The sequence below is a fragment of the Streptomyces sp. NPDC042102 genome (assembly GCF_055582305.1).
On sequence record NZ_JBVJDL010000005.1, the window covers coordinates 284,385 to 309,126 of the forward strand.

Below are 24,742 nucleotides of genomic sequence, written 5' to 3' on the forward strand. Positions count from 1 at the left end.
AGGAACGAGAACGACTACTCCGCGTCGTCCGCCGCCTCGTCATTGGACACCGCGTCGGCCTGCGCCGCCGCCGGCACCTCCGGCTCCAGCAGCCGCGCCAGCTGCCGGCCCCGGATCCGCTTGAACTTGCGCTGCTGGGTCCGCGTCCGGTCCAGCACCGCCACCTCCAGCCGCTCCGCCGGGATCTCCCGGTCGGCACCGTTGGCCTGGCTGGACAGCGCCTGCACCGCCAGCTTCAGCGCCTCCGCCAGCGTCATGCCGTCCCGGTGACGCTGATCGAGGAACGTACTGATCTGCTCCGCGTTCCCGCCGACCGCCACCGAGCCGTGCTCGTCCACGATCGAACCGTCGTGCGGCAGCCGGTAGATCTGGTCGCCCGCCGCGGTCGCCCCGACCTCGGCGACCACCAGCTCCACCTCGTACGGCTTCTCACCGGCCGACGAGAAGATCGTGCCCAGCGTCTGCGCGTAGACGTTCGCCAGCCCACGGGCCGTCACATCGTCACGGTCGTAGGTGTATCCGCGCAGATCGGCGTAGCGCACCCCGCCGATCCGCAGGTTCTCGTACTCGTTGTACTTGCCCGCGGCCGCGAAGCCGATCCGGTCGTAGATCTCGCTGAACTTGTGCAGCGCACGGGAGGGGTTCTCACCGACGAACACGATGCCGTCGGCGTACTGCAGCACAACCAGGCTGCGACCGCGGGCGATGCCCTTGCGGGCGTACTCGGCCCGGTCGGCCATGGCCTGCTGGGGTGACACATAGAACGGAGTCGACACCGGTTGTCCGTCCCTTTCTTCTGGGCGACGAGGGCGAGGAGGAGGGGCGGGTCAGAGCAGGGCCGCGCGCGGCCCGTCGGGCTGCTCCAGCCGCCGGTTGGTGACGCTGCGGGCGAGCTCCTGCGACTCCTCGTCCGTCAGCCGGCGGAAGCCCTCGTCGGTGATGACGGTGACGATGGGGTAGATGTGACGGTAGAGGTCCGGCCCACCGGTCGCCGAGTCGTCGTCGGCGGCGTCGTACAGCGCCTGCACGACCAGCGTGGTGGCCTGCTCCTCCGTCAGGTCGGGCCGGTAGAGCTTCTTCATGGACCCGCGGGCGAAGATGGACCCCGACCCGGTCGCGGCGTAACCGTGCTCCTCGGAGCGGCCGCCGGTCACGTCGTAGGAGAAGATCCGGCCCTTCTCACGGGCCTCGTCGTACCCGGCGAACAGCGGCACCACGGCCAGCCCTTGCATGGCCATCCCCAGATTGCTCCGGATCATGGTCGACAGCCGGTTGGCCTTGCCCTCCAGGGAGAGGGTCGCCCCCTCCACCTTCTCGAAGTGCTCCAGCTCCAGCTGGAACAGCTTGACCATCTCCACGGCCAGGCCGGCCGTACCGGCGATGCCCACCGCGGAGTACTCGTCGGCGGGGAACACCTTCTCGATGTCCCGCTGCGCGATCATGTTCCCCATGGTCGCCCGCCGGTCACCGGCGAGCACGACCCCGCCGGGAAACGTCGTGGCGACGATGGTCGTCCCGTGCGGCGCCTCGACGACACCCTCGGGCAGCTTCCGGTTCCCGGGCAGCAGCTCGGGCGAGTGCGCCCCCAGGAAGTCCATGAAGGAGGACGACCCCGGCGTCAGGAAGGCCGCTGGGAGACGCCCGGTGCTCATCTTGTTTGCTTCCACGCGTTTCCCTCCAGGTATGCGATGGCCCGACGAAGGGTGTCGGGATCGTCTCCCAACTTTCCGATGGCCGAATTGCAGTTGAAGCACAGTACGCCACGGACCCTACCCGTCTCGTGGCAATGATCCACATACACGGCCGGGGCCTTTTGGCAGAGACCGCAAGAGCGCTCGAGGTGCCATGCGCGCCCCTCTTCCGCGCGACACGGCTTGCAGCGCGTCCGGAGTCCGCCGGACGGCCTGCAGGAGCACTGCAGGCCGTCACGCATGGCTCGGTTCGCCGCGAAGGCCACACGCGGCTTCACCTCACGACACCGCGCACAGCGCTTGGACTCCACTTATCAAGCCCCCCATTGAGCGTTTCACCTTCGAATCAAAGGTGAAACTACTCACCGCCCTTCTGAACGAAGGACCGCACGAAATCCTCGGCGTTCTCCTCGAGCACATCATCGATTTCGTCCAGAACGGAGTCGACGTCGTCGGAGAGCTTCTCCTGCCGCTCCTTGAGGTCGGACTGCGCCTCGGCGGTCTGCTCCTCGACCTCCTCGGTCGAGCGCTGCGCCTTCTGCTGTCCGCCGCCGGTGTCCTTGGTCGCCATGTCTACCTCACCCCGCTCGGTTCGCACGCTCATGACGAGGGACCCCGGGACGGGATCCCTCAAGATCAGACCCTATGTCGGACCCTACAAGGAGGGCCCGGTATTCGTCCCCGCACTTCCATAACGTGCGGGTGCTTTCATGATTCCCGGCCCGGCGGCTTTTCAGCCGTCCTCAGCCCCCGGAAAGCACCCGGACCAGGTCCTCCGCCGTGCGGCAGCGGTCCAGGAGTTCCTTGACGTGCTTGCGGGTACCCCGCAGGGGTTCCAGCGTCGGGACGCGCTGGAGGGAGTCCCGGCCCGGGAGGTCGAAGATCACCGAGTCCCAGGAGGCCGCGGCCACGTCGTCCGCGTACTGCTCCAGGCACCGGCCCCGGAAGTACGCCCGGGTGTCCTCCGGCGGCTTGCTCTCGGCCCGCTCCACGTCCGTCTCGTCCAGCAGCCGCTTCATCTTGCCGCGGGCCACCAGACGGTTGTACAGGCCCTTGTCCGGGCGTACGTCCGCGTACTGGAGGTCCACCAGGTGCAGGCGGGCCGCGTCCCAGTCGAGGCTGTCGCGGCGCCGGTAGCCCTCCAGGATCTCCCGCTTCGCGATCCAGTCGAGCTCCCCCGACAGGCTCATCGGGTCGCTCTCCAGCCGGCCCAGCACGTCCTCCCAGCGGGAGAGGACGTCGGCGGTCTGCTCGTCCGCGTCGGAGCCGAAACGCTCCTCCACGTACTTGCGCGCCAGCTCGAAGTACTCCATCTGAAGTTGTACGGCGGTCAGGGTGCGACCGCTGCGCAGCGTGATCAGATGGCGCAGGTCCGGGTCGTGGGAGACCTGGTGCAGGGTGCGCACGGGCTGGTCCACGGCCAGGTCGACGTTGATGAAGCCGTCCTCGATCATGGAGAGGACCAGTGCCGTCGTACCGAGCTTGAGGTACGTCGAGATCTCGGAGAGGTTGGCGTCGCCGATGATCACGTGGAGGCGGCGGTACTTCTCCGCGTCCGAGTGGGGCTCGTCGCGGGTGTTGATGATGGGCCGCTTGAGGGTGGTCTCCAGGCCGACCTCGACCTCGAAGTAGTCCGCGCGCTGGCTGATCTGGAAGCCGTGCTCGCGGCCGTCCTGGCCGATGCCGACGCGCCCGGCGCCGGTGACGACCTGGCGGCTGACGAAGAAGGGCGTCAGGTGGCGCACGATGTCCGAGAAGGGGGTTTCCCGCTTCATCAGGTAGTTCTCGTGCGTGCCGTAGGAGGCGCCCTTGTTGTCGGTGTTGTTCTTGTAGAGCAGGATCGGCTGGGCGCCGGGGAGCTGTGCGGCCCGTTCGGCCGCTTCGGCCATGATCCGCTCGCCGGCCTTGTCCCACAGGACGGCGTCGCGCGGGTTGGTGACCTCCGGGGAGCTGTACTCGGGGTGCGCGTGGTCGACGTAGAGTCGTGCGCCGTTGGTGAGGATCACGTTGGCGAGGCCGATGTCCTCGTCGGTGAGCTGGCTGCTGTCCGCGGCCTCGCGGGCGAGGTCGAAGCCGCGGGCGTCCCGCAGCGGGTTCTCCTCCTCGAAGTCCCAGCGGGCGCGCCGCGCCCGGTGCATCGCCGCCGCGTACGCGTTGACGATCTGGGACGAGGTGAGCATGGCATTGGCGTTCGGGTGACCGGGGACGGAGATCCCGTACTCCGTCTCGATCCCCATTACTCGCCGTACGGTCATGCGGCCCTCCTTGCCCGGCGGCGCTCCCCTCTGTGGGAGCGGCGCTCACGTACCGCTGGTGCGCGGTATCCGGTGCGTGTGCGGTGCCCGTCCCCGCACTGCGCGACCGGCGGTACGGAAGAGCCTAGAGCGGCACCGCGCTCGTGGGGAGATCATTTCGGTCATTGCGTGTGCCCTGTCACCGGCCGAAAAGCAGTCGGCTGCGGGTGCCCCTGGAAGGGCACCCGCAGCCGCCCCGCTGGTTGGGTCAGAGGTACTGGCCCGTGTTGGCCACCGTGTCGATGGAGCGTCCGGTGTCCGCGCCCTGCTTTCCGGTGACGAGGGTGCGGATGAAGACGATCCGCTCGCCCTTCTTTCCGGAGATCCGGGCCCAGTCGTCCGGGTTGGTGGTGTTGGGCAGGTCCTCGTTCTCCTTGAACTCGTCCACGCACGCCTGGAGGAGGTGGGAGACCCGCAGGCCCTTCTGGTTGTGCTCGAGGAAGGCCTTGATGGCCATCTTCTTGGCCCGGTCGACGATGTTCTGGATCATCGCTCCGGAGTTGAAGTCCTTGAAGTAGAGGACTTCCTTGTCGCCGTTGGCGTACGTGACCTCGAGGAAGCGGTTCTCCTCGGTTTCGGCGTACATCTGCTCGACGACGGTCTGGATCATGCTGTGCACCGCGACCTCGGGCGAGCCCTGGTGCTCGGACAGGTCGTCCGTGTGCAGGGGCAGGGAGGCCTTGAGGTACTTCGCGAAGATGTCGCGGGCGGCCTCGGCGTCGGGGCGCTCGATCTTGATCTTCACGTCGAGCCGGCCGGGGCGCAGGATGGCCGGGTCGATCATGTCCTCTCGGTTGGAGGCGCCGATGACGATGACGTTCTCCAGGCCTTCCACGCCGTCGATCTCGGCGAGCAGCTGGGGGACGATGGTGTTCTCCACGTCCGAGCTGACTCCGGATCCGCGGGTGCGGAAGAGGGATTCCATCTCGTCGAAGAAGACGATGACGGGGGTGCCCTCGCTGGCCTTCTCCCGGGCTCGCTGGAAGACGAGGCGGATGTGGCGCTCGGTCTCGCCGACGTACTTGTTGAGGAGCTCGGGGCCCTTGATGTTCAGGAAGTAGGACTTCCCGGCGGGCTGGCCGGTCACCTCGGCGACCTTCTTGGCGAGCGAGTTGGCCACGGCCTTGGCGATGAGCGTCTTGCCGCATCCGGGCGGTCCGTAGAGCAGGATGCCCTTGGGCGGGCGCAGTTCGTGCTCCTTGAACAGGTCCGGGTAGAGGTAGGGGAGCTCGACGGCGTCGCGGATCAGCTCGATCTGGTCGCCCAGGCCGCCGATCTTGCTGTAGTCGATGTCCGGGACCTCTTCGAGGACGAGTTCCTCGACCTCGCTCTTGGGGACGACCTCGTAGACGTAGCCGGAGCGGGGTTCGAGCAGGAGGGCGTCGCCGGGGCGGATGGTGATGTCCAGGAGCGGCTCGGCGAGCCTCACCACCCTTTCCTCGTCGGTGTGCCCGACGACCAGGGCGCGCTCGCCGTCCTCGAGGATCTCCTTGAGGGTGACGATGTCCCCGGCCCGTTCGAACTCCATGGCCTCGACCACGTTGAGGGCTTCGTTGAGCATGACCTCCTGGCCGCGCCGGAGGTCTTCCGGGTCGACGCTGGGGCTGACGTTCACGCGGAGCTTGCGGCCGCCGGTGAAGATGTCGACGGTGCCGTCCTCGTTCGTCTGGAGGAAGACACCGAAGCCGGCCGGCGGCTGCGCGAGCCGGTCGACTTCTTCCTTGAGGGCCACGATCTGGTCGCGTGCCTCACGGAGGGTATTTGCCAGTCGCTCGTTTTGTGCGGAGACGCCGGCCAGGTTTGTCTGGAGCTCGACGATCCGCTCTTCGAGAATCCTCGTGTGTCGCGGAGAGTCGGCGAGCTTACGTCGCAGGACGGCGATTTCCTGCTCGAGATAGGCAACCTGACCGGCGGGGTCGTCGGACCCCCGACCGGGCCGGATGCCGCGGTTGATGTCGTCGTCGTGGGCTGCCACGGTCCTCACCTCCTCCAAGGGGAGCTGGACGCTTCCTGACCCTACCTGGGCTGGTGGTGATTGAAACCCCTAGATCACAAAGACGGTAGAGGTGTGTCCGATCTTCACCCTTGCGTACTCCCTCACGCCAAGGAAATACCCACCCATCAACATCTGAAAGCGGCCGGTTGTAAGGTCGAGACGTTCAACACCCGTCAGGGCTCGCGCGACTTGCCGCGATGTGTGACGGGAATGGTTCATGGAGCGCAGGGAACGGCAGGGGATATGACCGTGCAGCACGAGGCACCGATCGAGCACGCGGGCGGCGCCGGCGTGGCCGGGGAGCCGCTCGAGGTGTGGATCGATCAGGACCTGTGCACCGGGGACGGGATCTGCGCGCAGTACGCGCCGGAGGTGTTCGAGCTGGACATCGATGGTCTGGCGTATGTGAAGAGCGCGGACGACGAGCTGCTGCAGGACCCGGGGGCGACGGCTCCGGTTCCTCTGCCGTTGCTTCAGGACGTGGTGGACTCGGCCAAGGAGTGCCCGGGCGACTGCATCCATGTGCGGCGGGTCTCGGACGGGGTCGAGGTCTTCGGTCCGGACGCTGAGTGACGGTTCAGATGCTGCGCGCGTTCGCGCCTGTCAGCTCCTGGCTGAATTTTCCGTCGGTCCACCGCCACTTGGCGAGCTGTTTGGTGTCGGGGCAGCAGCGGGGCACCTCGGGGGCGGAGTAGCCGAGGAGGGTCGCGGTGACGGCCCGGTCGCGTACGGCGAGCTCGGTGACGTTGCGTCGTGCGGCGGGGGCGAGGAGGGTGGCGACGACGCGGGGCCGGGCGGCGTCGGCGATGACGTAGAGCGCGTGGGGCGGGGTGCCGGAGCCTGCGGCGCACTGGACGGCGACGACTGTTTCGGGGCGGCCGTCCCCGTCGAGGTCCCCGGTGGTGGTGGCGGTGACGTTCTGGGCGACGCCGCGGCAGTCCAGGGGGTAGGTGAGGCCGGCGGGGTCGGGTGCGGCGGGCGGGGCGGGTGTCCCGGGGGCTGCCGTGGTCGTGGTCGCGGTGCCGGCGGCCGGGTCGGGCTGGAGGAGGCCGGCTCCGGCGATGACGGCGGCCATGGCGGTGGCGGTGGCCAGCCAGTGCAGGGGGCGGGTGCGGGTGTGCTCCAGTTCCGGAACGGGGAGGCTCTGCACGCGGGGTGGCTCCTGGGGCGGCGTGACGAGGGGGAGCCAGCATCGTGTCACACCTCACGTTGGTCCGGAACGGCCGGGGCCGGGCAACGAAAAGGCGCCGTGGCGCAGTTCCCCGGTGGTTGCGGGAACTGCGCCACGGCGCGGGCAGGTTGTGGCGGGTGTGTCAGCCGCGGCCGGAGCCCGAGCCGGATCCGGGGCCCTCGTAGTCCTCGCCGTAGGCGCCCTTGGCGGGGCGGCGGCGGCGCAGCGGGGGCTCGACGCCGTCCGCGAGGCGGCGGGCGGTGACGAGGAAGCCGGTGTGGCCGATCATCCGGTGGTCGGGGCGGACGGCGAGGCCCTCCACGTGCCAGTTGCGGATCATCGATTCCCACGGCTGCGGCTCGGCGAAGCAGCCGATCTCGCGGATGGACTCGACGGTCTTGGACAGCTGGGTGGTGGTGGCCACGTAGCAGCACAGGATGCCGCCGGGGACCAGGGCCTTCTTGACGGCCTCCAGGCACTCCCAGGGGGCGAGCATGTCGAGGATCACGCGGTCGACGTCGGTGTCGGACAGGTTGTCCTGGAGGTCGCCGACGGTCAGCTGCCACGCGGGGTGCGGGCCGCCGAAGTAGCGCTCGACGTTGTCCTTGGCGATCTCGGCGAAGTCGGCGCGGCGCTCGTAGCTGTGGAGCATGCCCTGGTCGCCGATGGCGCGCAGCAGGAAGCTGCTGAGGGAGCCGGAGCCCACGCCCGCCTCCACGACGCGGGCGCCGGGGAAGATGTCGGCGAAGGCCAGGATCTGGCCCGCGTCCTTGGGGTAGACCACGGCGGCGCCGCGGGGCATGGACAGGACGTAGTCGGGGAGCAGGGGGCGCAGCGCAAGGTAGGCGACGTTCCCCGTGGTACGGACAACACTGCCCTCGGGAGCACCGATCAGCTCGTCGTGCGGGAAGGAACCCTTGTGGGTGTGGAAGTTCTTCCCGGCTTCGAGCGTGAACGTGTAGTGGCGTCCCTTGGGGTCGGTGAGCTGGACCTGGTCCCCGACCTTGAAGGGCCCGCGTCGGCGGGCGGCACCGGTCGGTTCGGACATACGACCAGCCTACCGGGCACTAGGCGGTGGGTCGTGCCATGGCTTTCACGAAGGCCTTCTCGACGTCGAGGGTGGACAGGACGCCGTAGACGGCGCCGTCGGGCTCGATGACGAGGTATTCGGTGGCGGGGGTGGCGTTGAGGCGGTCGAGGAGTTCCTTGCCGGCGAGGTCCGCGGAAACCTTCATTCCGTCGACGAGGTCCTGGGCGAGGGCGGAGACGGCGACCCAGGGGCGGCGGTGTTCGGGGACGGAGGCGATGGCGCTCTCGCGGACGATGGCGGTGGGGTCGCCGAGGCCGTCGACGACGACGAGGGCGCGGGCGCCGGCGGTGTTGGCGCGGCGCAGGGCCTCGGAGAGGGGGGTGGCGGATTCGACGGGGATGGCGCGGCGGGTCAGGGTGCGGGCGCGCAGTTCGGGGAGGTGTTCGCGCAGCCGGGCCATGCGCAGGCTGTTGCCGGCGCCGGACCACATGATGGCGGCGAGGAGGGCGGCGAGGAGGGCGTTCATGACGGTGTCCATGCCGCCGAGGTCGTCGGTGGTGCCGCCGATGACGCCGGTCTCGGTGAGCAGGGGCAGGCCGAGGAGGACGGCGACGGCGATGGCGCGGCCGACCCAGGCGGCGGCGATGGTGCCGGTCATGGCGCGGCCGGTGAGGGCCCAGACGACGGCGCGGAGCATGCGGCCGCCGTCGAGGGGCAGGCCGGGCAGGAGGTTGAAGGCGGCGACGATCAGGTTGGAGATCATCAGGCCGGCCAGCAGGACGCCGGGGACGGTGCCGGGGTCGACGGCGGTCATGCCGAGGTAGAAGGCGCCGGCCAGGAGGAGGGAGAGCAGGGGGCCGACGAAGGCGAGGACGAATTCGCGGCCGGGGGTGCCGGCCTCGTCGACGTCGGTGGCGCCGCCGAAGAACTGGAGCTGGATGCGGCGTACCTGGAGCTTGAAGCGGAGTCCGGCGACGGCGTGGGCGAGTTCGTGGACGAGGACGGAGGCGTAGAAGGCGACGGCGAAGAAGAGGGCGACGAGGTAGCGCAGGGGGCCGAGCTCGGGCAGGAGGCGGTCGAGCTGCTCGCCGAAGATCCAGGTGATGAGGGCGGCGACCAGGAGCCAGCTGGGCTTGACGTAGACGGGTACGCCGAAGGGGCGGCCCATGAGGAGTCCGCCGCCCGGTTCGGAGCGGGTGGTTCCACGCTCGCCGGTTTCGTCGGTTTCTGCCACGGCTGTCCTTCGGTCGGTGCGGTCCTGCGGTCCGCGGCGTCGCGCGGTGTGATGCTTCGATCATGCAGTGCGAGGGGGGCCGGCGTCGATGGTATGCGTGTCGTTGTCGGTGGCGGGTCGTAGGGTTCTCTGTTATGACGACGAGCCCCGGTCCCGAGTCCGACGCCGCCGTGCCGGGCGCGGCCCGGCCCACGTCGCTGTCCCCTTCGCGGGCGAGCGATTTCATGCAGTGCCCGCTGCTGTACCGGTTCCGGGTGATCGACAAGCTGCCGGAGAAGCCGAGTGCGGCGGCGACGCGGGGGACGCTGGTGCACGCGGTGCTGGAGCGGCTCTTCGACCATCCCGCTGACGAGCGTACGGCGCCGCGGGCCAGGGCGCTGGTGCCGGGGCAGTGGGACCGGTTGCTGGAGTCGAAGCCGGAGCTGGCGCAGCTGTTCCCGGAGGATGACGGGGGTGCGGGGCTGGGGCGGTGGCTGGCGGAGGCGGAGGCGCTGGTGGAGCGCTGGTTCACGCTGGAGGACCCGACGCGGCTGGAGCCGGTGGAGCGGGAGTTCTTCGTGGAGACGGAGCTGGAGTCGGGGCTGCGGCTGCGCGGGATCATCGACCGGGTGGACGTGGCGCCGACGGGTGAGGTGCGGATCGTCGACTACAAGACGGGCAAGGCGCCGCGGGCGGAGTACGCGGACGGTGCGCTGTTCCAGATGAAGTTCTACGCGTTGGTGGTGTGGCGCCTGAAGGGGGTGGTGCCGCGCCGGCTCCAGCTGGTGTACCTGGGCAGTGGGGACGTGCTGACGTACGACCCGGTGATCGCGGATCTGGAGCGGGTGGAGCGCAAGCTGCTGGCGCTGTGGGAGGCGATCGTGGAGGCGACGGAGACGGGCGAGTGGCGGCCGCGGCCGACGAAGCTGTGCGGTTGGTGCGATCACCGGGCGGTGTGCCCGGAGTTCGGGGGCCGGCCGCCGGTGTATCCGCTGCCGGTCTCCCGGCGGGGTCCTGGATCTCCGGTCAGGGCAGAATGAGGCGGACCGTACGTATCCGCCGATGACGAAGAGGTTTTCCGTGGCGATCCGCGTCCTTCTGGTCGACGACCAGCCGCTGCTGCGCACCGGTTTCCGGATGATCCTGGAGGCGGAGGGCGATCTGGCGGTGGTCGGCGAGGCCGGGGACGGCCTGCAGGCGCTGGAGCAGGTGCGGGCGCTGCAGCCCGACGTGGTGCTGATGGACATCCGGATGCCGCGGATGGACGGGGTCGAGGCGACCCGGCAGATCACGGGGCCGGGCCGGGACGGTCCGGCGAAGGTGCTGGTGCTGACGACGTTCGACCTGGACGAGTACGTGGTGGAGGCGCTGCGCGCGGGGGCCAGTGGTTTCCTGCTGAAGGACGCGCCGGCGAACGAGCTGGTGCAGGCGATCCGGGTGGTCGCGGCGGGTGAGGCGATGCTCGCGCCGAGCATCACGCGGCGGCTGCTGGACAAGTACGCGGGGCATCTGCCGTCGGGCGAGCAGGCGGTTCCGGATGTGCTGGCGACGCTGACCGAGCGGGAGGTCGAGGTGCTGAAGCTGGTGGCGCGCGGTCTGTCGAACGCGGAGATCGCGGCGGATCTGTTCGTGAGCGAGACGACCGTGAAGACGCATGTGGGTCATGTGCTGACCAAGCTGGGGCTGCGCGACCGTGTCCAGGCCGCGGTGTACGCGTACGAGAGCGGTCTGGTCCGTCCGGGGGCGCAGTAGGAACGCCTCCCGGGGCGCAGTAGGAACGCCTCGGCGGGCCGGAACGGTGTTCCGGCCCGCCGGGGGGTTGATCGGGGTGGTGCTCAGCCCTTGCTGATCTCCCAGAAGCGGAACACCGTCGAGGCGTCCAGCGACCACTGCAGGCCCGTGATGTTCGGGCGGGAGACGGCGTACTGCTTGCCCTGCCACAGGGGCAGGACCGGGATCTCCTCGGCGACGATGTCCTGGAGCCGCGTGTAGTCGGTGTTGGCGGAGACGCGGTCGGACTTGGCGGAGGTCGCCGGGATGATCGTCCCGGTGATCTCCTTGTTGTCGTAGTTGTTGCCGAGGACGTTGCCCGGGCCGAAGAAGGGCTGGGTGAAGTTGTCGGCGTCCGGGTAGTCGGGCACCCAGCCGATGACGTAGACGCCGTACTTGCCGGCGGCGATGTCCTTCTCGTACTGCTCGTACTCGACGGACTTGACGTCGGCCTCGAACAGGCCGCTGTCGTTGAGCTGCTTGGCGATCAGCGAGAGCTGCTGGTCGGTGGCGGGGCCGTAGCGCGACGGGGTGCCGTACAGGGTGAGCTTGACCTTGCCGCTGATGTTGGCGGCCTTGAGGGCGGCCTTGGCCTTCTCGGGCTGCGGGGCGCCGCCGTAGCGGTCGAAGAAGGCCGTGTTGTGGGCGGGGATACCGGCCGGGATGATCGAGTACAGCGGGGTCGCGGTGCCCTCGTAGACGTCCTTGACCAGGGCCTCGCGGTCCACCAGGTACGAGATGGCCTTGCGGACGGGGAGCTTGCCGGTGACCGGGTCGTTGGTGTTGAAGACCAGGTACTGGACCTCGGCGCCGGTGCCCTGGACGACCTCGACCTTCTGGGAGCCGGACTTGCCGGCGAGGCCGGCGATGTCCTTGGCGTTCAGGCCGCGGAAGGCGAAGTCGACGTCGCCGCTCTCCAGGGTGTTCTTCAGGGAGGTCTGGTCGCCGTCGAAGAACTTCAGCGTGACGCCGGTGTTCTTGGCCTTGGCCTTGCCGGTGTAGGAGTCGTTGACGGAGAAGTTGGCGGCCTTGTTGGTGAAGGAGTCCAGCTTGTAGACGCCGGAGCCGAAGGCCTTGTTGTCGGTGCGCAGCTTGTCGGCCGGGTACTCGCGGTGGTCGACGATGGCGCCCGCGCCGGAGGCGATCTTGCTCGGGAAGGTCGCGTCGGAGGTCTTCAGGCGGAAGACGACGGTCTTGTCGTCGGGGGTGTCGATGCCGGCGATCGAGCTGAGCAGGACGGCCGGGCCGTTCGGGTCCTTGATCTTCAGCGTGCGCTCGAAGGAGTACTTGACGTCCTTGGAGGTGAGGGAGTTGCCGTTGCTGAACTTCAGGCCGTCGCGCAGGGTGCACTTGAACACCTTGCTGTCGCTGCCGTCGAAGACGCAGGACTGGGCGGCGTCCGGCTCGGGCGCGGTGCCGCCCTTGGGGAAGCTCAGCAGCGACTGGAAGACGTTGTTGAAGAGCAGCCAGGAGCCCGGGTCGTAGCCCGACGCGGGGTCGGTCGACTTGACCTTGTCGGATATGCCCATGACGACGCCCTTGCCGCCGCCGCCCACGGCGCCTTCCGTCGAACCGCAACCGCTGAGCAGCGCTGCTGCGGTGGCCGCGCCGAGCGGTGCCACCAACCACTGGTTACGTCTCATCACGAACGTCCTTCTCCGTCTAGCTTGTCGTTGCACGTGGTTGCGCCTGATGCGCGGATAACGGTTGCGGCGTCAGCCGCTGACACCCCGGCCGAGTTCCCACAGCTGGAGGTCGGAGATGGAGTTGACCGACCACTCCACCCCGGTGATCCCGTCGCGCGCGGCGACGTACTGCTTGCCCTGCCAGAGCGGGAGCACGGGGACGTCGTCGGCGACGATCTCCTGCATGTCCGCGATGACGGAGTCGGCGGCCTTGCGGTCGGCCGCGCGGCGGGATTCGGGGATCAGCCTGGTGCGCACCGTGTTGTTGGCGTACGGCGTGCCCAGGAAGTTGTCGTGCTCCAGGAAGGGAGCGAGGAAGTTGTCCGCGTCGGGGAAGTCGGGGAACCAGCCGAGGCCGTAGGCCGCGAACTCGCCCTTCTTCTGCGCGGGCCGGAAGCCGGCCCATTCGGCGCCCTGGACGGTGATGTCGAACAGTCCGGTGCCGTTGAGCTGGGTCTTGAGGGCCTCGAACTCGGCGGCGGTGCCGTCGCCGTAGTGGTCCGTGGTGTAGTTCAGGGTGAGCTTCACGGGGGTCTTGACGCCGGCCTCGCGCAGCAGCGCGGCGGCCTTCGGCGTGTTGGCCTCGCCGTACTTGTTGAAGAACGTGTTGACGTGGCCGCCGACGTTGGTGGGGACCAGGGAGTACAGCGGCTGGGCGGCCTTGCCGTAGACCTTGGAGATGATGTTGTTGCGGTCGACGGCGGCGGCGAGGGCCTGGCGCACGGCCTTGTTGTTCACCACCGGGGCCTCGGTGTTGAAGCCGAGGTAGCGGATCTCCAGGCCGGGCATCTGGACCAGCTTGACGCCCTTGGGCGGCTTGCCGGCGAAGTCCTTGATCTGGGCGGGCGACAGGGTGCGGGAGACCACGTGGACGGAGCCGTCGGTCAGGGCCTTGCCGACGGCCGCGGAGTCGTCGAAGGTGCGCAGCTCGACCTTGTCGTTCTGCAGCTTGATGTCGCCCTTGTAGTGGGGGTTCTTGGTGAAGACGGCCCGGACCAGGTGGTTGTCCTTGACCTCGGCCTTCATCGTGTACGGCCCGGAGCCGTCCACGGCGAAGCCCGCGCGGAGCTTCTTCGCGTCGTACATCTTCTGGTTGACGATGCCGGTCGCGGGGGTGGAGAGCTTGTACGGGAAGGTCGCGTCGGGGGTCTTCAGGTGGAAGACGACGGTGTCGGCGCCCTTGGCCTCGACGGTGTCGAGGGTGGACAGCAGGCTGGACGGGCCGTTCTCGTCCTTGATCGTCAGCACCCGGTCGATGGAGAACTTGACGTCCTTGGCGGTGATCGGGTCACCGTTGGCGAACTTCAGGCCCGGGCGCAGGGTGCAGCGGTAGCTCTCGTTGCCGGCGTCGGTGAAGCGGCAGTCGGAGGCCGCTTCGGGGACGGGCTGGCCGCCGCCGCGCGGGGTGCGCATGAGGGTCTGGACGGTCTGGCGCAGCACGTTCCAGGCGCCGGCGTCGTAGGCGTACGCCGGGTCGAACGGAGCGGGGGCGTAGTCGGCGGCCTCGAACCGGTCGGTGGTCCCGACGACGATCGTTCCCGTGCCCGCTGTCCCGCCGGTCGCGCTGCCGCATGCGGTCAGCACCGGGGTGAGCAGGCCGGCCACGGCCGTCAGCACCAGGGTCTTGCGGTTCATCCTCGACGTACTCCCTCGACCGGCACGTGGTCACTGCGGTGAAAGGGGCACGTCGCGGCGCTCGCCCGGTCAGGGCGGAACGATCGGGCCGGTGTGTTGACGATCGGTCCACTCGGCCCGGCACAGGGGTATGTGTCCGGGTCGGCAGCGGTGCGGTGCGGTGCCCGGCGATGACATTAGTGGTCCGGGACGGTATGGCTGGAACCGAGCGAACGGGGCAGAACAGCACACCGTGATGGGCACGAACTGCCCGCTCACACCAGTGTCTCGACAGATTCGGTCATGAGCTGATCAATCCGGACACAAGGGAACCCCCAGGGGTGCCGGAAGGGGCTCCCGAGGGGGTCCGAGGGGGGTCGTCGGGTGACCAAGGTCACCCCGAGCTGACGCTGTGAAGGGGATGGAATTTCGGCCTCCGGTCGGTCACGCGGAAGATCCTTCCGTGTGACCTCGATCCCACCCCGATCTGTTCGGTACGCAGCGTGCGCGGTCAGTTCATCGGAGTGATGAGCGCGCGCAGGAAGGACAGGTCCACGTCCTCCAGGGAGCGGACCACCGTGCGGCCGGGGGCGGCCGGGATCATCCCGACGGAGGGCACCGCCACGACCCGGCAGCCGGCGGCCTCGGCGGCGGCCACGCCGGTCGCGGTGTCCTCGACGACCGCGCACCGCGAGGGGTGGGCGCCCAGTGTCCTGGCGGCCAGCAGGTAGGGGTCCGGGTGGGGCTTGGTCCGCGGCACCTCGTCCCCGGCGACGGTGAGGTGGAAGCGCTCGGGTCCCAGCGAGCGCAGCACCCGGTCGATGACCCGCCGGTGCGAGGCGGAGACCAGGGCGGTGGGCACGTTGTGCCGGGCCAGCTCGCTCAGCAGCCGCTCGGCACCGGGCATCAGCGGCACGCGGTCGGCGATCCGGGCCTCGAAGCGCTCGTTGAGGAGGACCGTCAGCTCGGCGAGGGTGATGTCGGCGCCGGTGGACTCGATGAGGAAGCCCGCGCTGCGGCTCATGGGTCCTCCGACGACGATGTCGCGCCAGGACTCGTCCAGCCGGTGGCCCAGCTCGCCGAAGACCGCGACCTCGGCGTCCCACCAGAAGCCCTCGGTGTCCACGAGCGTGCCGTCCATGTCGAGCAGCACCGCCTGGAGGGCGGATCCGTCGGCCGTAGGCGCGACAGGTGCGGGAACGGTGCTGGTCATACGGCACGACCTCTCAGCAGGGACAAGAAGGCCGGTCACCTCTTCCCGCGGGCGTGCCCGGAAGGAACAGGCGACCGGCCTGTGTGGGACCGACAAGTGTACGTCGGCGGCCCTCAGCGTGCGTTGAAATACTTCGCTTCGGGGTGGTGGATGACGATGGCGTCGGTGGACTGTTCGGGGTGGAGCTGGAACTCCTCCGACAGGTGGACGCCGATCCGCTCCGGCTGGAGCAGGTCCGCGATCTTGGCGCGGTCCTCCAGGTCGGGGCAGGCGCCGTACCCCAGGGAGAAGCGGGCGCCGCGGTACTTGAGGTCGAACATGTCCTCGACGTCCGCTGGGTCCTCGCCCCCGAAGCCGAGCTCGGCGCGCACCCGGGCGTGCCAGTACTCGGCGAGGGCCTCGGCCAGCTGCACCGAGAGGCCGTGCAGCTCCAGGTACTCGCGGTAGGAGTCGGTCTCGAACAGCTTGGCCGTGGCCTCGCCGATGCGGTTGCCGACGGTGACGACCTGGAGGCCGACCACATCCGTCTCCCCCGACTCCTCGGGGCGGAAGAAGTCCGCCAGGCACAGGCGGCGGCCGCGGCGCTGGCGCGGGAAGGTGAACCGGGTCAGCTCGGAGCCGTCCTCGTGGAGGAGGATCAGGTCGTCGCCCTTGGAGACGCAGGGGAAGTAGCCGTAGACCACGGCCGCCTCGAGCAGGTTCTCGGTGTGCAGCTTCTCCAGCAGGCCGCGCAGCCGCGGCCTGCCCTCGGTCTCCACGAGCTCCTCGTACGTCGCCCCGCCCGCCCGGGCCTGCTTCAGGCCCCACTGGCCCTTGAACAGGGCGCCCTCGTCGAGCCAGGAGGCGTAGTCCTTCAGCGGGATGCCCTTGACCACGCGGGTGCCCCAGAACGGGGGCGTGGGGACGGGGTTGTCGACGGCGACGTCGGAGCGGACGCCGCTCTCGGGCTCGTCCACCTCGAGTACGGGCGCTTCGCGCTTGGCGACGCGGCGCTGCTTGAGCGGCGGCAGCTCGGCGCCGGGCACGCCGCGCTTGACGGCGATCAGGGCGTCCATGAGGCGCAGGCCCTCGAAGGCGTCGCGGGCGTAACGGACCTCGCCCTCGTAGATCTCGTGGAGGTCCTGTTCGACGTAGGCCCTGGTCAGGGCGGCGCCGCCGAGGATGACCGGGTAGTCCGCGGCCATCTTGCGCTGGTTGAGCTCCTCGAGGTTCTCCTTCATGATCACGGTCGACTTCACGAGCAGACCGGACATGCCGATGACGTCGGCCTTGTGCTCCTCGGCGGCTTCGAGGATGGCGGAGACGGGCTGCTTGATGCCCAGGTTGACGACGTTGTAGCCGTTGTTGGAGAGGATGATGTCGACGAGGTTCTTGCCGATGTCGTGGACGTCACCGCGGACGGTGGCCAGCACGATGGTGCCCTTGCCCTCGGCGTCGGACTTCTCCATGTGCGGCTCCAGGTGCGCCACCGCCGTCTTCATCACCTCCGCCGACTGGAGCACGAACGGCAGCTGCATCTGACCGGAGCCGAACAGCTCGCCGACGACCTTCATGCCCTCGAGGAGGGTGTCGTTGACGATGTCCAGGGCGGGGCGGGTCTGGAGGGCCTCGTCGAGGTCGGCCTCCAGGCCGTTCTTCTCCCCGTCGATGATGCGGCGCTGGAGCCGCTCCTCCAAGGGCAGCGCGAGGAGTTCCTCGGCCTTGCCGGCCTTCATCGACTTGGTGTTCACGCCCTCGAACAGGGCCATCAGCTTCTGCAGCGGGTCGTAACCCTCCGCCCGCCGGTCATAGATCAGATCCAGCGCGGTACCGACCTGCTCCTCGTCGAACCGCGCGATCGGCAGGATCTTGCTCGCGTGCACGATCGCCGAGTCCAGCCCCGCCTTCACGCACTCGTCGAGGAACACCGAGTTCAGCAGGATCCGCGCGGCCGGGTTCAGACCGAAGGAGATGTTCGACAGACCCAGCGTGGTCTGCACCTCCGGATGACGCCGCTTCAGCTCACGGATCGCCTCGATCGTCGCGATCCCGTCCCCCCGCGACTCCTCCTGACCCGTGCAGATCGTGAACGTCAGGGTGTCGATGAGGATGTCGCACTCATGGATCCCCCAGTTGGAGGTGAGGTCCTCGATGAGCCGTTCGGCGATGGCGACCTTGTGCTCGACGGTGCGGGCCTGGCCCTCCTCGTCGATCGTCAGCGCGATCAGCGCCGCACCATGCTCCTGGGCCAGCCGCGTGACCTTCGCGAAACGGGACTCCGGCCCGTCGCCGTCCTCGTAGTTGACCGAGTTGATGACCGCACGGCCGCCCAGCTTCTCCAGACCCGCCTGGATGACCGGGACCTCGGTGGAGTCCAGCACGATCGGCAGCGTGGAAGCGGTCGCGAACCGGCCCGCCAGCTCCCGCATGTCCGCCACACCGTCCCGGCCGACATAGTCCACGCACAGGTCCAGCATGTGCGCGCCCTCACGGATCTGATCGCGCGCCATCTCCACACAGTCGTCCCAGCGGGCCTCCAGCATCGCCTCACGGAACTTCTTCGACCCGTTCGCGTTCGTCCGCTCACCGATCGCCATGTAGGAGGTGTCCTGGCGGAACGGGACCGTCTGGTAGAGGGAGGAGGCGCCCGGTTCCGGGCGCGGCTCGCGGGCGGCCGGTGCCACGCCGCGGACCCGCTCGACGACCTGGCGCAGGTGCTCGGGGGTGGTGCCGCAGCAGCCGCCGACCAGGGAGAGGCCGTACTCGCGGACGAAGGTCTCCTGGGCGTCGGCCAGCTCGCTCGCGGAGAGCGGGTAGTGGGCGCCGTCCTTGGTGAGGACCGGCAGGCCGGCGTTCGGCATGCAGGACAGCGGGATCCGGGCGTTGCGGGCCAGGTAGCGCAGGTGCTCGCTCATCTCGGCGGGGCCGGTGGCGCAGTTCAGGCCGATCATGTCGATGCCGAGCGGCTCCAGTGCGGTGAGGGCCGCGCCGATCTCGGAGCCGAGCAGCATGGTGCCGGTGGTCTCGACGGTGACGGAGCAGATCAGCGGGACGCTGACGCCCAGGGCGTCCATGGCGCGGCGGGCGCCGATGATGGAGGACTTGGTCTGGAGGAGGTCCTGGGTGGTCTCCACGAGCAGCGCGTCGGCGCCGCCGCTCAGCAGGCCTTCGGCGTTGATCTGGTAGGCGTCACGGATCGTCGCGTAGTCGATGTGACCCAGGGTGGGCAGCTTGGTGCCCGGGCCCATGGAGCCGAGCACCCAGCGCTGCTGCCCGGTCTCGGCGGTGAACCGGTCGGCGACCTCGCGGGCGATCCGCGCCCCGGCCTCGGCCAGCTCGAAGTTGCGTTCGACGATCTCGTACTCGGCGAGCGCCGCGTAGTTGGTGCCGAAGGTGTTGGTCTCCACACAGTCCACGCCGGCCCCGAAGTAGGCCTCGTGCACCGAGCGCACGATGTCGGGACGGGTGACGTTGAGGATCTCGTTGCAGCCTTCCAGCTGCTCGAAGTCCTCCAGCGTGGGGTCCTGCGCCTGGAGCATCGTTCCCATGGCTCCGTCGGCGACCACCACGCGGGTGGCGAGTGCCTGCCGGAGGGCATCGGCCCGGGTCTGGGTGTCAGCGGGCGGGTTCGGCAACGAGGCCATGGTTGAGCTCCCTGGTGTGCGACGGCTGTCGGCTTTACGCCCTTCTCCAAGGGCGTACGCGGTCAGGGTAACCGCGCAGGCTGCGGCCCGGTGGGGGTGTCCCACAGGCCGGACGGCATCCTGTGCTCTGGGGGTGGCCGGATCGTCGTGGTCTTGACAGACTTTCCCCACCATGCACGAAGTCGGCATGGACCGATAGAGTTCGGCATTGTCGAACCCGATTTGTATGAGCAGGCTTCACAGGAGGCTGTCGATGGCACGGAACATCCAGTCGCTCGAGAGAGCTGCTGCGATGCTGCGACTGCTGGCCGGCGGTGAGCGCCGGCTGGGCCTCTCCGACGTGGCCTCCTCCCTGGGCCTGGCGAAGGGAACCGCGCACGGCATCCTGCGGACCCTCCAGGCCGAGGGCTTCGTGGAGCAGGACCCGGTCTCGGGGCGGTACCAGCTCGGCGCGGAGCTGCTGCGCCTGGGCAACAGTTATCTGGACGTGCACGAGCTGCGCGCCCGCGCGCTGGTGTGGACCGACGACCTGGCCCGGGCCAGCGGCGAGAGCGTGTACGTGGGCGTCCTGCACCAGCAGGGGGTGCTGATCATGCACCACGTGTTCCGGCCGGACGACAGCCGTCAGGTGCTGGAGGTGGGTGCCATGCAGCCGCTGCACTCCACCGCCCTGGGCAAGGTGCTCTCGGCCTTCGACCCGGTCGCGCACAGTGAGGTCGTCGAGGGCGAGCGCCCGGCGTTCACCCCGCGGACCGTGACGGACCTGACCGGTTTCGAGGGCATCCTGGACCTGACGCGGGCCCGCGGCTGGGCCGCGGACGTCGAGGAGACCTGGGACGGCATCGCCTCGGTGGCGGCGCCCATCCACGACCGGCGCAGGATGCCGGTCGGCGCGGTGGCCGTCGCCGGCGCCGTGGAGCGCGTCTGCGGGGACCGGGGCGAGCCCCGGGCGACCCTGGTGGCGTCCGTACGGGACTGCGCGCGGGCGGTTTCGCGCGATCTCGGGGCGGGCCGGTTCTGACCTTCCTCTTGTCACTCAGCGGCTCCTTCGGGGCCGCTTTGTGCGTTCTTGAGGCCCGTTCCTGACTACAAGATGGCTGGATTTGGTCGATCGTACCTAGTGGTAACGATCCGGCAATCCGACTCGACCGGCTCTTGACGCAGTCTTCACCTGGGCGAAAAACTGCCGTTCATCGGTCGGCATTGTCGAACACCTACCGGCAATACGCGCTAGGGTGTGACAAGCCAGGGCCGAAAAAGCACTCACCGAGTGCGCGGTGCACTGGAAGGGACCCGGTGTATCCGCTCACCCCCTGGACGTAGGACAAAGGAGTCGCGGGTGTCCAGCTCCGACATCTTCATCGGCGAGACCCTCGGTACCGCCGTACTCATCCTTCTCGGCGCCGGCGTTGTCGCCGCCGTCGTGCTCAAGCGCTCGAAGGCGCAGAACGCGGGCTGGCTGGCGATCACCTTCGGGTGGGGCTTCGCGGTCATGACCGCCGTCTATATGACCGGCACCCTCTCCGGCGCCCACCTCAACCCCGCCGTCACCGTCGGCATCGCGATCAAGGACGGCGACTGGAGCAACGTTCCGGTCTACATCGCCGGCCAGATGCTCGGCGCCATGATCGGTGCCGCGCTGGCCTGGGTGGCCTACTACGGCCAGTTCAAGGCGCACCTCACCGACCCGGAGATCGTGGCCACCAAGTCCGAGCACGCCGGGCTGGTCGACCAGAAGACGGAGCCGAACGCCGGCCCGGTGCTCGGTGTCTTCTCCACCGGCCCCGAGATCCGCAACGTGTGGCAGAACCTCGCCACCGAGATCATCGGCACCGTGGTGCTCGTGCTCGCGGTGCTCGCCTACGGCCTCAACGACAGCGGCAAGGGCCTGGGCCTCCTCGGCGGCCTGATCGTCGCCTTCACCGTGGTCAGCATCGGCCTCTCCCTCGGTGGTCCGACCGGCTACGCCATCAACCCGGCGCGCGACCTCGGTCCGCGTATCGTGCACGCGCTGCTGCCGCTGCCGAACAAGGGCGGCTCCGACTGGGGCTACGCCTGGATCCCCGTTGTCGGCCCGCTGATCGGTGGAGCCCTCGCCGCGGGTATCTACAACCTCGCGTTCGTCTAAGCCGTTCGCCCACCGGACCTCCCAGGAGCAGCCATCATGACCAGCAGCACCGGCCCGTTCATCGCCGCGATCGACCAGGGCACCACCTCTTCCCGCTGCATCGTCTTCGACCGCGACGGCCGCATCGTCGCCGTCGACCAGAAGGAGCACGAGCAGATCTTCCCGAAGCCGGGCTGGGTCGAGCACGACGCCACCGAGATCTGGACCAACGTCCAGGAGGTCGTCGCCGGCGCGATCGCCAAGGCCGAGATCACCGCGGCCGACGTCAAGGCCGTCGGCATCACCAACCAGCGCGAGACCACCGTCCTGTGGGACAAGAACACCGGTGAGCCGGTGCACAACGCGCTGGTGTGGCAGGACACCCGTACCGACGCCCTGTGCAAGGAGCTCGGCCGCAACGTCGGCCAGGACCGTTTCCGCCGCGAGACCGGCCTGCCGCTCGCGTCGTACTTCGCGGGCCCGAAGGTCCGCTGGCTGCTCGACAACGTCGAGGGCCTGCGGGCCCGCGCCGAGGCCGGCGACATCCTCTTCGGCACCATGGACTCGTGGGTCATCTGGAACCTCACCGGCGGCGTGAACGGCGGTGTGCACGTCACGGACGTCACCAACGCCTCGCGCACCATGCTGATGAACCTGCACACCCTGGCCTGGGACGAGAAGATCGCGGAGTCCATGGACGTCCCGCTCAACGTCCTGCCCGAGATCCGCTCCTCCGCCGAGGTCTACGGCGAGGTCAAGGACGGCGTCCTCGCCGGTGTCCCGGTCGCCTCCGCGCTCGGTGACCAGCAGGCCGCCCTCTTCGGCCAGACCTGCTTCGCCGAGGGCGAGGCCAAGTCCACCTACGGCACCGGCACGTTCATGCTGATGAACACCGGCGACAAGGTCATCAACTCCTACAGCGGCCTGCTGACCACGGTCGGCTACCAGATCGGCGACCAGAAGCCGGTCTACGCCCTGGAGGGCTCCATCGCCGTCACCGGCTCGCTCGTCCAGTGGATGCGCGACCAGATGGGCCTGATCAAGTCCGCGGCCGAGATCGAGACCCTGGCCTCCTCCGTCGAGGACAACGGCGGCGCGTACTTCGTGCCCGCCTTCTCCGGCCTGTTCGCCCCGTACTGGCGCTCCGACGCCCGCGGTGTGATCGCCGGCCTCACCCGGTACGTCACCAAGGCGCACATCGCCCGTGCCGTCCTGGAGGCCACCGCCTGGCAGACCCGTGAGATCACCGACGCCATGACCAAGGACTCGGGCGTCGAGCTCGCGGCCCTGAAGGTCGACGGCGGCATGACCTCCAACAACCTGCTGATGCAGACCCTCTCGGACTTCCTGGACGCCCCCGTGGTCCGTCCGATGGTCGCCGAGACCACCTGCCTCGGTGCCGCCTACGCCGCCGGCCTTGCCGTCGGCTTCTGGCCCGACACCGACGCGCTGCGCGCCAACTGGCGCCGGGCCGCGGAGTGGACCCCGCGGATGCCCGAAGACCAGCGGGAGCGCGAGTACAAGAGCTGGCTCAAGGCCGTTGAGCGGACCATGGGCTGGGTCGACGACGACGCCAGCTGACCGCACCAGCTGACGCAAGCGACGAGGAGCTAAGAGATATGAGCAGCCTGCAGAGCGTTCCCGCCCTGGGCACGCACCCGACCGCCGGCCTGAACGCGAGCCGGGCCGAGACCCGCGAGCAGCTGGCGAAGGCCACCTACGACCTCCTGGTCATCGGCGGCGGCATCCTGGGCACTTCGGTGGCCTGGCACGCCGCCCAGTCGGGTCTGCGGGTCGCCATGGTGGACGCCGGCGACTTCGCCGGCGCCACCTCCTCGGCCTCCTCGAAGCTGGTCCACGGCGGCCTGCGCTACCTGCAGACCGGCGCGGTCAAGCTGGTCGCCGAGAACCACCACGAGCGCCGGGTGCTGGCCAAGGACGTGGCCCCGCACCTGGTCAACCCGCTCACCTTCTACCTGCCGGTCTACAAGGGCGGTCCGGTGGGTGCGGCCAAGCTGGGCGCGGGCGTCTTCGCCTACTCCGCCCTCTCGGCCTTCGGCGACGGCATGGGCAAGGTCATATCCCCGGCCCGTGCCGTCGCCGACAACCCCGGTCTGAAGACCGACAACCTCAAGGCCGTCGCGGTCTACTACGACCACCAGATGAACGACTCCCGCGTGGCCGTCATGACGGTCCGCGCGGCCGTCGAGTCGGGCGCGGTCGTCCTGAACCACGCCGAGGTCACCGGCCTGCGCATGACGCACGGCCGGGTCTCGGGCGCCGAGCTCAAGGACCGCCTGGACGGCACCGAGTTCGGCATCGACGCGCGCGTCGTGCTCAACGCCACCGGCCCGTGGGTGGACCACCTGCGGCGCATGGAGGACAAGCACTCGATGCCGTCGATCCGCCTCTCCAAGGGCGCGCACATCGTGATGAAGCGCAAGTCGCCCTGGAAGGCCGCCATGGCCACCCCGATCGACAAGTACCGCATCACCTTCGCCCTCCCGTGGGAGGACCAGCTGCTGCTCGGTACGACCGACACGCAGTACGAGGGCGACCCGGCGGACGTCAAGGCCACCGAGGCCGACATCCAGCAGATCCTGGACGAGGCCGCGTTCTCCATCAAGGACACCGACCTCGACCGCTCCCTGATGACCTACGCCTTCGCCGGCCTGCGGGTGCTGCCCGGCGGCCCCGGCAACGTGGCCCAGGCCAAGCGCGAGACGGTCGTCACCGAGGGCCGCGCCGGCATGCTGTCGGTGGCCGGCGGCAAGTGGACGACGTACCGTCACATCGGCCGTGTGGTCATGGACAAGCTGGCCAAGCTCCCCGGCAGCCCGCTGACCGACGACATGGAGCCGGTGAAGTCCCTGGTGCGCCGCGTCCCGCTGCCCGGTGTCGCCAACCCCAACGCGGTCGCGCACCGGCTGCTGGTGGACCGTGAGCCGGGCATGCGGATGGACCCGCTGACCGCGCGCCACCTGGCCTCGCACTACGGCTCGCTGGCCTTCGACATCGCCCGCCTCGTCAACGATGACCCCTCGCTCGGCGAGCGGATCCACGAGGACGGCCCCGAGATCTGGGCGCAGGTCGCGTACGCCCGTGACTACGAGTGGGCGCAGACGGTCGACGACGTGCTGCGCCGCCGCACCACGGTGACGGTCCGCGGCCTCGACGACGACGCCGTGCGCAGCCGTGTGGAGGACATGCTGGGCCGCAAGGCATAGCACGTGTGATCCATGGGCAGGGGGCGGTTCCGGGAACGGGACCGCCCCCTGTCGCGGTCTGTGGGACCGGTCGTATCAAGGCTTAGGCTGACCCACGTACGCAAGGGA

At 69.1% G+C, this 24,742-nt stretch carries 20 protein-coding genes; 7 read left to right on the top strand and 13 right to left on the bottom strand.

The annotated features are described in order from the left end of the window. Positions 1-14: 14 nt before the first annotated feature. The 6 genes from prcA to arc all read right to left on the bottom strand — a co-directional run bounded on the left by prcA (position 15) and on the right by arc (position 5,960). On the bottom strand, positions 15-776 hold the full coding sequence (prcA, locus tag ACZ6KO_RS23455) for a proteasome subunit alpha (RefSeq protein ID WP_469305947.1): 762 nt from the start codon (positions 774-776) through the stop codon (positions 15-17). A 51-nt stretch (positions 777-827) separates the two neighbouring features. Continuing rightward, a complete protein-coding gene (prcB, locus tag ACZ6KO_RS23460; RefSeq protein WP_469305948.1) occupies positions 828-1,667 on the bottom strand; it encodes a proteasome subunit beta in 840 nt (279 codons plus the stop codon). After that, entirely contained in the window at positions 1,649-1,933 is a 285-nt protein-coding gene (locus tag ACZ6KO_RS23465; protein WP_469306076.1) for an endonuclease domain-containing protein, read from the bottom strand. The genes prcB and ACZ6KO_RS23465 overlap by 19 nt, the downstream gene beginning before the upstream one ends. Before the next feature lie 116 nt (positions 1,934-2,049). Continuing rightward, positions 2,050-2,262 carry a ubiquitin-like protein Pup gene (locus ACZ6KO_RS23470; protein ID WP_469305949.1) on the bottom strand — a complete coding sequence of 71 codons (213 nt, stop codon included), beginning with the start codon at positions 2,260-2,262 and terminating at the stop codon, positions 2,050-2,052. Positions 2,263-2,434: 172 nt separating this feature from the next. Beyond that, a complete protein-coding gene (dop, locus tag ACZ6KO_RS23475) occupies positions 2,435-3,946 on the bottom strand; it encodes a depupylase/deamidase Dop (protein ID WP_469305950.1) in 1,512 nt (503 codons plus the stop codon). Between the two features lie 247 nt (positions 3,947-4,193). Continuing rightward, entirely contained in the window at positions 4,194-5,960 is a 1,767-nt protein-coding gene (gene arc / locus ACZ6KO_RS23480) for a proteasome ATPase (protein WP_469305951.1), read from the bottom strand. 264 nt (positions 5,961-6,224) lie between these two features. Here arc and ACZ6KO_RS23485 point away from each other — a divergent pair, with 264 nt between their 5' ends. Further along, complete coding sequence (locus tag ACZ6KO_RS23485) at positions 6,225-6,554, top strand: ferredoxin (protein WP_469305952.1); 330 nt, start codon at positions 6,225-6,227, stop codon at positions 6,552-6,554. A 4-nt stretch (positions 6,555-6,558) separates the two neighbouring features. Here the strand turns inward: ACZ6KO_RS23485 and ACZ6KO_RS23490 are convergent, their stop codons facing one another. The 3 genes from ACZ6KO_RS23490 to ACZ6KO_RS23500 all read right to left on the bottom strand — a co-directional run bounded on the left by ACZ6KO_RS23490 (position 6,559) and on the right by ACZ6KO_RS23500 (position 9,416). Continuing rightward, a complete protein-coding gene (locus tag ACZ6KO_RS23490; RefSeq protein ID WP_469305953.1) occupies positions 6,559-7,131 on the bottom strand; it encodes a hypothetical protein in 573 nt (190 codons plus the stop codon). 163 nt (positions 7,132-7,294) lie between these two features. Continuing rightward, a complete protein-coding gene (locus ACZ6KO_RS23495) occupies positions 7,295-8,200 on the bottom strand; it encodes a tRNA (adenine-N1)-methyltransferase (protein WP_365106120.1) in 906 nt (301 codons plus the stop codon). A gap of 19 nt (positions 8,201-8,219) precedes the next feature. Next, the gene (locus ACZ6KO_RS23500) at positions 8,220-9,416 is read right to left on the bottom strand and encodes a site-2 protease family protein (protein ID WP_469305954.1); all 1,197 of its coding nucleotides are present in this window, start codon (positions 9,414-9,416) and stop codon (positions 8,220-8,222) included. Between the two features lie 134 nt (positions 9,417-9,550). Between ACZ6KO_RS23500 and ACZ6KO_RS23505 the strand changes: the two genes are divergently transcribed. Both ACZ6KO_RS23505 and ACZ6KO_RS23510 read left to right on the top strand, forming a co-directional pair. Further along, complete coding sequence (locus ACZ6KO_RS23505; RefSeq protein ID WP_469305955.1) at positions 9,551-10,435, top strand: RecB family exonuclease; 885 nt, start codon at positions 9,551-9,553, stop codon at positions 10,433-10,435. Between the two features lie 40 nt (positions 10,436-10,475). Next, positions 10,476-11,147, top strand: coding sequence for a response regulator (locus ACZ6KO_RS23510; RefSeq protein WP_469306077.1), 672 nt, complete (start codon positions 10,476-10,478; stop codon positions 11,145-11,147). A gap of 83 nt (positions 11,148-11,230) precedes the next feature. Here the strand turns inward: ACZ6KO_RS23510 and ACZ6KO_RS23515 are convergent, their stop codons facing one another. From ACZ6KO_RS23515 to metH, 4 genes are all read right to left on the bottom strand, one after another. Further along, positions 11,231-12,808, bottom strand: a complete 1,578-nt coding sequence (locus tag ACZ6KO_RS23515) for an ABC transporter substrate-binding protein (RefSeq protein ID WP_469305956.1) — start codon at positions 12,806-12,808, stop codon at positions 11,231-11,233. Positions 12,809-12,880: 72 nt separating this feature from the next. Then, positions 12,881-14,485: an ABC transporter substrate-binding protein gene (locus ACZ6KO_RS23520; RefSeq protein ID WP_469305957.1), complete on the bottom strand. Its 1,605-nt coding sequence runs from the start codon at positions 14,483-14,485 to the stop codon at positions 12,881-12,883. 490 nt (positions 14,486-14,975) lie between these two features. Continuing rightward, complete coding sequence (locus ACZ6KO_RS23525; RefSeq protein ID WP_469305958.1) at positions 14,976-15,677, bottom strand: HAD family hydrolase; 702 nt, start codon at positions 15,675-15,677, stop codon at positions 14,976-14,978. A 113-nt stretch (positions 15,678-15,790) separates the two neighbouring features. Then, entirely contained in the window at positions 15,791-19,300 is a 3,510-nt protein-coding gene (gene metH, locus ACZ6KO_RS23530) for a methionine synthase (protein ID WP_469305959.1), read from the bottom strand. 253 nt (positions 19,301-19,553) lie between these two features. Here metH and ACZ6KO_RS23535 point away from each other — a divergent pair, with 253 nt between their 5' ends. The 4 genes from ACZ6KO_RS23535 (at position 19,554) to ACZ6KO_RS23550 (ending at position 24,634) form a co-directional block, all read left to right on the top strand. Next, the gene (locus ACZ6KO_RS23535) at positions 19,554-20,321 is read left to right on the top strand and encodes an IclR family transcriptional regulator (RefSeq protein WP_469305960.1); all 768 of its coding nucleotides are present in this window, start codon (positions 19,554-19,556) and stop codon (positions 20,319-20,321) included. A 318-nt stretch (positions 20,322-20,639) separates the two neighbouring features. After that, positions 20,640-21,428, top strand: coding sequence for an MIP/aquaporin family protein (locus ACZ6KO_RS23540; RefSeq protein WP_469305961.1), 789 nt, complete (start codon positions 20,640-20,642; stop codon positions 21,426-21,428). Between the two features lie 36 nt (positions 21,429-21,464). Further along, positions 21,465-22,988: a glycerol kinase GlpK gene (glpK, locus tag ACZ6KO_RS23545; RefSeq protein ID WP_469305962.1), complete on the top strand. Its 1,524-nt coding sequence runs from the start codon at positions 21,465-21,467 to the stop codon at positions 22,986-22,988. A 38-nt stretch (positions 22,989-23,026) separates the two neighbouring features. After that, a complete protein-coding gene (locus tag ACZ6KO_RS23550) occupies positions 23,027-24,634 on the top strand; it encodes a glycerol-3-phosphate dehydrogenase/oxidase (RefSeq protein ID WP_469305963.1) in 1,608 nt (535 codons plus the stop codon). The last annotated feature ends 108 nt before the right edge of the window (positions 24,635-24,742 follow it).